General features: G+C 41.1%; 7 protein-coding genes. 2 read left to right on the top strand and 5 right to left on the bottom strand.

Annotated elements, in window-relative coordinates:
* The first annotated feature begins 87 nt into the window (after positions 1-87).
* A complete protein-coding gene (locus A6J60_RS13130) occupies positions 88-579 on the top strand; it encodes a toxin-activating lysine-acyltransferase (protein ID WP_096066368.1) in 492 nt (163 codons plus the stop codon).
* Between the two features lie 59 nt (positions 580-638).
* Positions 639-3647, top strand: a complete 3009-nt coding sequence (locus tag A6J60_RS13125) for a hemolysin (RefSeq protein WP_102993975.1) — start codon at positions 639-641, stop codon at positions 3645-3647.
* Between the two features lie 84 nt (positions 3648-3731).
* Here the strand turns inward: A6J60_RS13125 and dusB are convergent, their stop codons facing one another.
* The 5 genes from dusB to sthA form a co-directional block, all read right to left on the bottom strand.
* Positions 3732-4778, bottom strand: a complete 1047-nt coding sequence (gene dusB, locus A6J60_RS13120; RefSeq protein WP_193778068.1) for a tRNA dihydrouridine synthase DusB — start codon at positions 4776-4778, stop codon at positions 3732-3734.
* A 172-nt stretch (positions 4779-4950) separates the two neighbouring features.
* Positions 4951-6990, bottom strand: a complete 2040-nt coding sequence (locus A6J60_RS13115) for a BCCT family transporter (RefSeq protein WP_096066367.1) — start codon at positions 6988-6990, stop codon at positions 4951-4953.
* Between the two features lie 460 nt (positions 6991-7450).
* Positions 7451-7882, bottom strand: coding sequence for an HIT family protein (locus A6J60_RS13110; RefSeq protein WP_096066366.1), 432 nt, complete (start codon positions 7880-7882; stop codon positions 7451-7453).
* Between the two features lie 216 nt (positions 7883-8098).
* Positions 8099-9697, bottom strand: a complete 1599-nt coding sequence (locus A6J60_RS13105) for an inorganic phosphate transporter (RefSeq protein WP_096066365.1) — start codon at positions 9695-9697, stop codon at positions 8099-8101.
* Positions 9698-9989: 292 nt separating this feature from the next.
* Positions 9990-11654, bottom strand: a complete 1665-nt coding sequence (gene sthA, locus A6J60_RS13100; protein ID WP_227526163.1) for a Si-specific NAD(P)(+) transhydrogenase — start codon at positions 11652-11654, stop codon at positions 9990-9992.
* Positions 11655-11844: the final 190 nt, after the last annotated feature.

Here is an 11844-nt window from a genome sequence, read left to right as displayed (position 1 = left end):
TAAGTTTTTATTGTCATAACCTATTGTTATATTTTATAATTCCCATAAACCCTACGTCCTGTATGGTTTTGTTTAGAGACGACCCTCATGAATAACTCATTTGACCTACTGGGCAATATTGCCTGGTTATGGGGCAGCTCCCCCATGCATAAAGATTGGTCTATTACCACCCTCACACAGCATGTTATTCCTGCTATTGAAAACCAACAATTCGTACTATTAATGAGAGATGGTTATCCCATTGCTTATTGTAGCTGGGCTTTGCTCGATCTTGAAAATGAAGTTAAATATGTAACAAATTCTGCACCACTAAGCGTAGATGATTGGGTGTCAGGAGATAGAAAATGGATTATTGATTGGATAGCGCCTTTCGGTGATTCTGACTTGCTTTATAAGCATATGCGTCAGCTATTCCCCCAAGACTTATTCCGAGCCATTCGAGTATCTACTGATAAGAATAAAAACGTTGGTAGAGTAATGTATGCTCAAGGAGGTAAAGTAAAAAATGCCAAGGAAAAGTTTGCTCAATATGAAAATGAGTTGGCTATTGCCTTGCAGAAAAAAAAGTCAATCAATTAAAAATTCAATCAATTAAGTAGTCAAAACAATACTAAGAATAAAATGAAGGAGATTTAATAATGGCTACATCTCAACAAAATACCACTAACATTGCTGACTCCATCAGAGATCATCTTAACAAAGCAAAATATACCTTGCAACAAGGTGGTACTAAGGCAGGTCAATATTTGCTAAATGGTGCCTATCAAGCAGGTGGATATATTAGAAATGGGGCAATACAAACAGGACAGGCTTTAAAGTCTGGTACTCAACAAATCATTTTATACATTCCTAAAGATTACGATATCAACACTGGTAATGGATTAAAAGAAATCATAGATTCTGCAAATCAACTAGGTATTGAAGTTCAAAGAGAAGGTAAAGATGGTGTTGCTATTGCCAAGAATAGCGTTGCTACAGCCGAAAGTATTTTAGGATTTTCTCAGCGCGGGTTAGTGATATTTGCCCCACAGTTAGAGAACTTATTAAAGAAAAACAGTCATGTATATAATACAATTGGCTCTGTAGCTGGCACTATAAACCAGATTAACCGATTCAATACGTTCTTATCTGGTGTTAAATCTATCTTAGGAACGGTTTCTGCAGGTCAAGGTCTAAATACGCTAATTAGCAAGGGTGGTGCGCAAGAAGATCTGGCGCGTGCAGGTCTAGATGTTACCAACTCTATTATCAATAACTTAGCAAATGGTGTAAAAACCTTCGATACGTTTTCTGAAGAAATTGGTAAAATAGGTGGACAACTACAAAATATCAAAGGCTTAGGAGGGCTTGGTAATAAATTACAAAATCCAAACCTCAATGTCTTAAAGCATGCCTCTAATGGTCTTGATGTGATCTCTGGCTTATTATCTAGCGCCTCTATTGCCATTATTCTTGCCGATAAAAACGCCTCTACTGATACAAAAGTTGCTGCTGGCTTTGAATTTACTACTCAAGCTTTAGGGACAGTGACCAAAGCCATCTCTTCATATATGATCGCTCAACGAGCAGCAGCAGGTTTAACTGCAACTGGCCCAATAGCCGCATTTATTGGCTCAACCGTTGCAATGGCTATTAGTCCACTTGCCTTCTTAAACGTTGCTGATAAATTTAAACAAGCAAATATGCTTGATGAATTTGCCAAAAACTTCAAAAAGTTTGGCTATGAAGGTGATTCTTTATTAGCTGACTTCCAGCGTGAAACTGGCACAATTGATGCCTCAGTCACAACGATTAACACCGCGATTTCTGCTATTTCTGCTGGGGTTGGTGCCGCCTCTTCAGCAACTTTAGTGGGTGCGCCAATTGCTTTATTGGTCACTGGTGTCGCAAGTTTGGTAACAACCATCTTAGAATACACCAAACAGCCTATGTTCGAGCATGTGGCAGATAAAGTACATTCTAAAATCTTAGAATGGGAAGCTAAAAACGGTAAAAACTACTTTGAAAATGGCTATGATGCCCGTCATTTAGCCAATTTAGAAAGCAATATGGAATTTTTCTTGGGCTTAAACAAAGTATTAGAAGCCGAAAGAGTTGTGGCAATTACTCAACAACACTGGGATAGAAATATCGGTGATTTGGCAGGTATTAGTCGACTCGGCGCCCATGTTAAGAGCGGAAAATCATATGTTGATGCTTTTGAAGAAGGCAAACATCTACAAGCGGATAAATCTGTTGTTTTAGATGCTACTAACGGTGTTATCGATGTTAGTCAAACTAAAAGAAAAACCCAAAGTATTCTATTTACCACACCATTGCTAACAGCAGGTACAGAAACTCGCGAACGTATCAAGACAGGTAAACACTCGTATATCACTAAAATTCACGTCAATCGTGTCAATCAGTGGACCGTAACTGATGGCGATGCAAGCTCTACTTTTGACTTCACCAATGTACTACAACGTGTTGGTATTACATTAGATGAAGCAGGAAACGTTCTTGAAAGTAAAGAGACAACAATTATTGCTAACTTAGGTAAAGGTGATGATAATGTCTTTGTTGGTAGTGGTCGTCTAGAAGTTGACGGCGGTGAAGGCTACGATAAAGTTCATTATAGCCGAGGTAACTATGGCGCTTTATGGATTGATGCTACTAATGAAACAACAGCAGGTAGCTATGAAGTCAAACGCTGGGTTGGTGAAGGCAGAGCAGCTCACGAAGTTATTGGCAATCACCTTGTCAGAGCTGGATCACGTGAAGAACTCATACAGTTCCGTCATGGTAATAATAAACAGCATTCCGGCTACTATACCAATGACAAACTAACTTCTATTGAAGAGATTATCGGTTCAGAATATAACGATATGTTCTACGGTAGTAAGTTTGGCGACGTCTTCCATGGCGGTAAGGGTGTTGATAGAATAGATGGTCACGCTGGTAATGACTATTTATTCGGCGGTGCTGATGATGACTACATCAACGGTGGTGAAGGCAATGACTTCCTCGACGGGGGCACAGGTGACGATGTCATTTCAGGTGGTAAAGGCGATGATATCTTTGTTTATCGTACAGGTGATGGGGTTGACTCTATCTCCGATAACGGCGGTAATGACAAGTTGTCTTTAGCAGATATCAACTTAAAAGAGATTACTTTTGAGAGGGTTGAAGGCTCAAACCTCATTATCAAGCACAATGATAAAAAAATTATTACCGTGTCTCAATGGTTCTTAGAAGATGATAATGCTAAAAATTATGTAAATTATCAGAAAACTGACGATTTGAAAATCGAAGAAATCATTGGTAAAAATGGTGAGCGAATCACTGCTCAACAGATTGATGACTTACTTAAAAATAAAAGCACTATTTCTAAAGACGAAATTGGTAAAGTGGTTGATGAGTATGTTGAGAAACAAGCGAAAGCACTTTCTGAGTTCAAAACCATCAAAGAAGGTGATAGCTTCGATAATCTATTAATCGAGAAAACAAGCGTAGGTTTGACTGATATAGGTACATTATCTAGTCTTGATAAGATGATTAGTTCTACTAGCAGTTTCGCTTCTAATTCTGATAACAGACTAATCTCTGATATGCAGGTTTCGTCGATGAATCCTAATCAGATGATTCAGTTCACTTCAGTCGCTGCCTAATATCTATTATTGATACTTAGACTGTAAGCAAAGCAGCAACTTCGTCTTAGACAGGTTGCTGCTTTTTTTTGATAGGAATAAGCTTTAAAAACTTTGTTTTAAATGCGGTGACGATAAGAATCTGTCAACCACTTTAAACTGCCCGGCTGTGGTTTCTTCACTATACATAGCCTGACGGAAAGCGTTTGAATTTTCGATACCTGTGGTATACCAAGCAATGTGTTTACGAGCAATACGGCAGCCAGAATACTCACCATAAAAATTATATAACTCTTCCAAATGAGTCAACACAATCTCACGTAACTCTTCAATAGTCGGCGATTCCAATAACTCACCGGTTTGCAAATAGTGAGCGATATCACGAAACAACCACGGCTGACCTTGAGCAGCACGGCCAATCATAATCGCATCGCATCCCGTCTGCTCATACACCTCAATTGCTTTTTGCGGACTATCAATATCACCGTTGGCAATCACCGGAATTGATACTTGCTGCTTCACCTCACGTATCAAGTCATAGCGGGCTTCACCACCATACTTGTCTTCGCGTGTGCGGCCATGAATAGCAATGGCGGCAATACCAGCTTCCTCTGCTCTTTTGGCAATGCGTAAAATGTTTTCTTGACCGTTTTCATAGCCAAGACGTGTTTTTAGGGTGACCGGTGCATCCACCGCAGCAACCGTTGCGTCTAATAAACGAGCAACCAGCTCTTCATCTTTGAGTAACGCTGATCCTGCCAGCTTACGACATACTTTTTTGACCGGACAGCCCATGTTGATATCAATAATTTGGGCGCCATTACTGATCTGATAGCGGGCAGCTTCTGCAATTTTGTCCACATCTGCACCAGCAATCTGTGCTGAAATTGGCGCAATCTCACCATCAAAGTTGGCTCTAAACAATGATTTTTTGTGCGCATACAAGGTCGCATCAGCAGTCATCATTTCACTGACCGCATGCCCGGCACCAAAAGACTTACACAGTCGGCGAAACGGATTGTCCGTTACCCCTGCCATAGGCGCAACCATCAATCTGTTTTGTATCTCTAGGCCGCCAATATACAACGGCTCTAATAGAGGATGCGACGTCTGAGGCTGTGAGGTCATTGTTTGCAACAAGCTATGATCCATAATGGTAGTCTACATCGATAATTGAAGTGATGGTAATAAATATTTGAGTTTAGACTGATAATGATAAATCCAAACAAAAAAGGCTTACCCTTTGAGTCAAAGGATAAGCCAGTATTGTAAAGCTTGAGCGTTAAAACTCAAGCTTAATTAGGTTTAATCATGCGAGCAAATGTTATTTGTCAAACTCACTTTTGGTTTCAACCACTAACCCCTCGTCATGCTCTTCCATACGCCATGGCAGACTGTCCGGTGATACATTCAAGAAGTGTAGATATTTCTCAAGTTGATCGATAATATCATTAATCACTGCATCAGATTTATAGCCATAAAGATCATAAGTTTGACCGCCACGACGTAAGAATACTTCTGCACGATAGTGATGTGATTGAGCCGCGGTTACTGCGTCGTTATCATAGTATGCTGGAATTTCATGTTCAGCCAAGCGTACTTCGTATAAAAAGTCGACCTCTTCTCCGCGTTTCAGATCTAGATAGACACGGCTATTGACCTCATCATACTCTACATCCGCTTCCCAACCTTTTTCATTAAGTCTACCCGCTATTTGCTCCATTGCAGGTTGAGCGACTTTTTTGATATAAGTCAGCACTTCTTTTTTGGTCGGTTGGTCGGTTAAATAGTCTAAGCGATCACGCCATGAGCTTGGATTTAACAAATGCGGCGGCAAACGATTTTCTTGTGCCAAACTGTCGGTTCGATGCTCCTCGATGACAAGCGCACGCCACATCCCTACCATAGCAATCAACAATACCACAGCGAAAGGTAACGCACTGACAATGGCAACCGTTTGTAGCGCTGACAACCCGCCAGCTAATAATAATACAGAAGCCAACACTCCTTGAATCACTACCCAGAACGTACGCTGTAGCGCTGGCGTCGGACGACCTCCTGAGGCGATAGAGTCAATAACCAATGACCCTGAATCAGATGAGGTCACAAAAAAGGTGATAATCAATAATACAGTTAGTGCTGAGATAAGCTGAGTAAAAGGTAACACTTCAAACAGCTTAAATAAGGCAATCGCTTGGTCGGCCTGAACCTCGGTTATTAGCTTGTCATAGCCTTGTTCCATAATCAGATGTAGTGCGGTATCGCCAAAGACAGCAAACCATAAAAAGGTAAAGATAGTCGGTACAAAAAGCACCCCGACCACGAACTGACGTATGGTACGTCCGCGGCTAATCTTAGCGATAAACATACCCACAAATGGCGACCACGCAATGGTCCAAGCAAAAATAAACAAGGTCCAGCTGGCAATCCAATCACTGTGTACATAAGCTTGTAAGCTAAACGTACGCTCGACAATATTGCCTAAATAGCTGCCTGTATTTTCCATAAATGCATTTAGGATAAATACGCTTGGGCCTACTACGAAAACGAACGCCATTAATGAGGTAGCCAATACCATATTTAACACAGACAAACGCTTAACGCCTTTATCCATACCTGCCAACACTGAAAGCAGTGCGGCACCAGTAATGGCAGCAATACTGATAATCTGAGGCATTGTGCCTATCGGTACCAGATCCGGCAATAGATAATTTAAACCGGCGTTAATTTGTGCTACTGATAAACCTAAGGTTGTGGCAACACCAAAAATAGTAGCCAGTACCGCAACCACATCGACAATATGACCGATAGGCCCATAAACCTTATCCCCAATTAACGGGTATAAGGTTGAACGCATAGATAAGGGTAACCCTTGGCGATAGCCAAAATAGGCCAACACCAAACCGGTGAGTCCGTAAATTGCCCAAATATGAAAGCCCCAGTGGAAATAAGCAATTTGCATCGCTTCTTTAGCAGCCGCTATGGTCTCAGGCTGTGAGCTTGGCGGTGCTGAAAAGTGCATCACCGGCTCTGCGACACCATAAAACAGTAAGGCGATACCATAGCCTGCAGAGAACAGCATGGCAAACCACTCTAAGAAGTCATACTCTGGCTCAGCATGATCAGGACCTAATTTAATGTTGCCGTAGGATGAGAACGCCAATACCACAACGAACATCAAAAATAAGGCAACCGCCAACATATAGAACCAACCAAAAGTTGAAGTCGTATAGGTCAACGCCTGACTAAACAGTTCCCCTGCTAGCTCTGGATTCGCTATGGTACCCAAAACCATCAACAGCAACACAATGACTGCTGGTACAAAGACCGGTATAAGTATGGTTGATTTGGAAGATTTAAACATTTAATTTATTTCCTCAAAAATCACATTACATGACAAAACCTGATAGCAGCCAAAGACACCATTCAAAAAAGTGCCAGCATTACTGACACTCTATTTTTGTACCGAGCTTCAACCAACATGGGTTGATATTAAGAGTGACTCCTTTCCTCCACACAAATCTAATAGTAATCACGTTAACAGCAGCATTAACCCATCCTGTGATTAATAAGCCTGCCCCTTTGTGCGACTCTACTATTCAACCGAACAGAACCCCATCATAAGTAATGAATCATGGTTATAGGGATATTAAGCATAAAATTATCCGTATAAACATACAGCTAATAAATCATCATCTACACTATTCAATGCTTATAACACCCTGATGAGAGCACAGTAGCCACAATACTTAGGCTATTCTGTAACGTAAGGCTGTACTTACTGTCTATCAATGTATCGTATCGCTACTGTGCCATGGGATGAACTAAGCTGCGTCAATCGCCTCTCTAAGCTGTTTGGCTTGTTCTGCCAGCTCAGCCATATCCGCTTGATTAGTCGCATGCTTACCTAGCTCATGGAAGTTTGATGGGATTAAATGCACATGGTAGTGAAACACGGTTTGACCGGCTTCTGCGCCATTTAACTGCATTTGAATCACCCCTTCACGTTGAAATACGGTGCGCTGTGCTTGCATCACTTTTTTGGCAGTCATTAACACCGCTTGTGCATATTCTGGCTCTAACTGGCTAAGCTCAACCGCTTTTTGTTTTGGGATAACCAGAACGTGGCCTTTTGCTTGCGGCATGATATCCATAAACGCCAACGTCTTATCATCTTCATATACTTTGTGGCACGGAATCTCGCCAGCTAACATTTTTGCAAACACATTGCTGTCATCATAAGCTTGAATCGTCATAATATTTCCTTATAGTTATTTAATTAATTACTGGGTTAAAAGTTAGTTACTACATTTAAATCGACTTAATTCAACTAATTTTATAGTTCCGTTGTTATTCAACACTAACCACCAATATTTTTCAAGTTGATAACCGTGCAAGTCGCAGTGATAAAAAAAGACTGCCGATAATTGGCAGTCCTTTTAAAGCTGATTTATTAATAAATAACCTAGCTGTTAAAACACCAGGTTTAATAGTAAAAACGACACGGTCGCAAGTATCGCCGCTACTGGCAAGGTTAGAACCCATGCCATGGCAATCGGACGCATCAGTGCCCAGTTTGCATTGTGATTAACCAAACCAATCCCAAGTACCGCACCCACTAAAATATGGGTACTTGATACCGGCAAACCCAATAAAGAGGCACCCATCACCACCGCTGCGGCCGATAACTCTGCTGAGAATCCTGAAGCCGGATGCATCTTTGTCAAATTAGTACCAACGGTCTGAATCACCTCTTTACCAATGAACCATAACCCCACGATTAATGCCACACCAAAGGTAACCATGGCTATGGTTGGAATCTCTGCCTGCTGATTCATAGTATTGGTTTTTAACACATCTAAAATCGCAGCAAATGGACCGATGGCGTTAGCAATGTCATTCGAGCCATGACTGAACGCAAAGCCTGCTGCAGTAAATACCTGCATCCAACTGAACAGAATGAAGGTTGCTTTAGGCAAGTTTTTATTATTATTCTCAAGCGATTTGGCATAGATAAATACCGCCATCCAAATCACAGCAGAGACCATACCCATTATCAGGAAATTATGTAAAGTCGTTAACCCTAAATGCAGGTTTTTTAAACCTTTAAACAACAGCATGGCGCTAATAATTGCTCCGCCAAAGGCTGCAACTAAAGGGACCCAAGTCTGTAACGCCTTAAAAGCATCGACTTCATAACGCTCACGTTCCAGTCGATACACCTTCTTGAAATACTCAGTATCTAGATCGTCTTCAGTCAGATCTTCATCGGTATAAATCTGAGCATCACGCGCTAAAGCGCTGGTATAGGCTAGCTTTTGAATTTCATTTAATTTCTCAAAAGCAGTTTTATCTTCTTGTTTAATCAAACGTTTCTTTTCATGCAATCGCTGCAATACTTCAGCGGCTGAATCGTTATAGCTTAAAATGTATTTTTTAATCTGATAGAACAGCGCATAAGACACTGCCCCACCCAATAACGGCGATAACACCCAAGATACCGCAATCAGTCCTATCTTATCCCATTTTACCGTAGCAACAGAGCCATCAAAGCCGGCTATCTGAAAGCCTAGCACCATTGAGGCACCGACCAGACCGCCAATGATTGAATGGGTTGTCGATACTGGCCAGCCTTTTTTGGTCGCTATTAATAGCCAAAATGCGGCTGCAACCAACGCTGACATCATTAAGAACACAAACTGCATCGGTTCAATGGATAATGGATTTAAGTCAACGATACCTTTACGGATAGTATCCGTCACTTCACCCCCAGCGATGACCGCACCACTGACTTCGAATACCGCTGCTACGCCCAATGCTTGTGGTATGGTTAAGGTGCCTGCCCCTACAGAAGTACCAAACGAGTTGGCAACATCATTACCGCCGATATTAAACGCCATGAACACACCAAACACAGTGGCGGTAATGAAAATAATTGGATAGTTATTGGTATATTCTAGCCCCCACCAGATAAAATAAGCGGTGACTACAGCAAGTAGTATCCCAAAGAATAGGTTTACTTTAGTAGAACCTACAGCAACTGTCTTACCCTGATTGGTATGGCTCTGCATATGTCTCTCCAGCCCTTGTCATATTAATAACGGTATTAATAATTTGCCCTAATAATCTGATAACTTGATAATGAGATGGCGATTATCACAAAGCGCTATTAAAATTTTATGACAGACAGCAATAAAAAACCGCTACTCTGAGATAACAGAATAGCGGTTTTTTAGTGGACCATTATGGTAAACGGTCACTGGATTAATAGCTGTGCGTTTACGAGTAATTATTTAAGAAAACCCTAGCCAGCTAATAATGTATTTGAAAAAAGTACGTTTTATTTAGCGTGATAAATTAACTCTAAAACACTCGGTTTAAACCATTTAGCGCAGCCACACGATAGGCTTCAGCCATGGTTGGATAGTTAAAGGTGGTATTCACAAAGTACTCAAGTGAATTACCTGACTTCATCACAGCCTGACCAATGTGGATAATCTCTGAGGCATGGTTACCGTAACAGTGAATACCCAGAATCTCTAACGTCTCGCGGTGGAACAAGATTTTTAATACGCCGGTTAATTCACCGATAATCTGTGCACGCGCCAGATGTCTAAAGAATGCCTGGCCCACTTCGTAAGGTACTTTTTCATCAGTTAGCTCTTGCTCTGTCTTACCAATACAAGAGATTTCAGGGATGGTATAGATACCGGTTGGTACGCTAGATACTGGCTCAGCATCTTCATCACCAATCATAAAGGCGGCAGCACAACGACCTTGGTCATAAGCAGCTGATGCTAGTGACGGCCAACCAATAACGTCACCGGCGGCATAAATGTTATCTACTTCAGTACAATAAGTATCATCAACTTTTAACTGACCACGATTATTGGCTTTTAGTCCAACCGCCTCTAAGTTCAAGCTTTCTGTATTACCAGAGCGGCCGTTCGACCATAAGATGGCATCTGACTTAATGCGTTTACCACTCTTCAAGTGCAGCACTACATAATCATCATGGGTCTCAAGCTTTTCAATTTCTTCGTTATGTCTTACTAATACACCGAACTGACGGAAGTCGTGCGCCAATGCATCACTAATTTCTTTATCAAGATAGCTCAATAACTCATCATGGTTATTAATCAGATCAACTTTGTAACCAAGACCGGTAAAGATAGAGGCATATTCACAGCCAATCACGCCAGCACCATAAATAATGATCTTTTTGACCACATAATCCATTTGTAGGATTTTGTCAGAGTCAAACACACGTGGGTGATCGAAGTCTAACAATTCTGGACGGTATGGACGGCTACCTACCGTAATAATAGCTTTGTTAAAGGTAATGGTTTCAAAGCCAAGACCATCACCCAGCTCTATTTTTAGAGTATGTTTATCAATAAAGCTGGCCCAACCATGACGCACTTCAATCTGGTTACGCTCATAAAAGCGGGTATGGGTCTCAACTTGACTGCGTACTACTTTACGGGCTTTAGTCAGCACCTTATTTAGTGGTACTTGATAGTAGTCTAAGCCTTGTGAAAATAAAGGGTCACGGCGATAGTTAATCAAGTTAAACACAGATTGACGCAAGGTTTTACTTGGAATGGTACCCACGTGAGTTGAGTTACCACCCACCTGATTACGGGCATCAACCATCACTACTTTTTTACCGGCTTTAGCAAGCTTCATTGAAGCCGCTTCACCAGCAGGACCGGCACCAATAATGACCGCGTCATATTCAAAGTCATGCTCATCAGTTTTGATGCGTATTGAATCTCGAGTGAATCCTGAGTTAATACGAATACGATCACTGTCTAATGGACTAATTAGGTTAGGATGGTATAGGCTTTCATCAATTGAGCTTGCTATGTCTTTAGCCGCTTTGCTTAAGGTGTCGCTTTTTGCCGCTTGCTTGTCGTTAGCATTAGCGCTATCTGCGGTTAACTCGTCGTTTTCTTTATTAGTATTATTCATATTATCAATATCAGTTGCTTCATTAGATTCGTCGCTTTTGCGTTTTTTTGACATACTACCCTCTTATTATGACTATGACGTTAGTGCTTCGATTTTCAAAAAAGCGTTTAAAAATGTGTTAAAAAGGTCATTAACGGGCATTATACCAAGTTAGCCCAATAAGGTCATGGTAAAAGCCGGTTGAATGACATTAAAGCAACCATTCACTGTAAAAAAATAAAAACACCGCCACAAGCGATTGTTG

It is taken from the genome of Psychrobacter sp. FDAARGOS_221 (genome assembly GCF_002313155.2).
Classification (GTDB): Bacteria; Pseudomonadota; Gammaproteobacteria; order Pseudomonadales; family Moraxellaceae; genus Psychrobacter.
Note: the sequence above shows the minus strand (reverse complement) of the source record. Positions and strands in the feature narration are given on the sequence as shown.

Excerpts from the sequence above, each read along its gene's own strand:
- A6J60_RS13130 (WP_096066368.1), top strand. The coding sequence starts at position 88 with ATGAATAACTCATTTGACCTACTGGGCAATATTGCCTGGTTATGGGGC.
- A6J60_RS13125 (WP_102993975.1), top strand. The coding sequence starts at position 639 with ATGGCTACATCTCAACAAAATACCACTAACATTGCTGACTCCATCAGA.
- dusB (WP_193778068.1), bottom strand. The coding sequence starts at position 4,778 with ATGGATCATAGCTTGTTGCAAACAATGACCTCACAGCCTCAGACGTCG.
- A6J60_RS13115 (WP_096066367.1), bottom strand. The coding sequence starts at position 6,990 with ATGTTTAAATCTTCCAAATCAACCATACTTATACCGGTCTTTGTACCA.
- A6J60_RS13110 (WP_096066366.1), bottom strand. The coding sequence starts at position 7,882 with ATGACGATTCAAGCTTATGATGACAGCAATGTGTTTGCAAAAATGTTA.
- A6J60_RS13105 (WP_096066365.1), bottom strand. The coding sequence starts at position 9,697 with ATGCAGAGCCATACCAATCAGGGTAAGACAGTTGCTGTAGGTTCTACT.
- sthA (WP_227526163.1), bottom strand. The coding sequence starts at position 11,654 with ATGTCAAAAAAACGCAAAAGCGACGAATCTAATGAAGCAACTGATATT.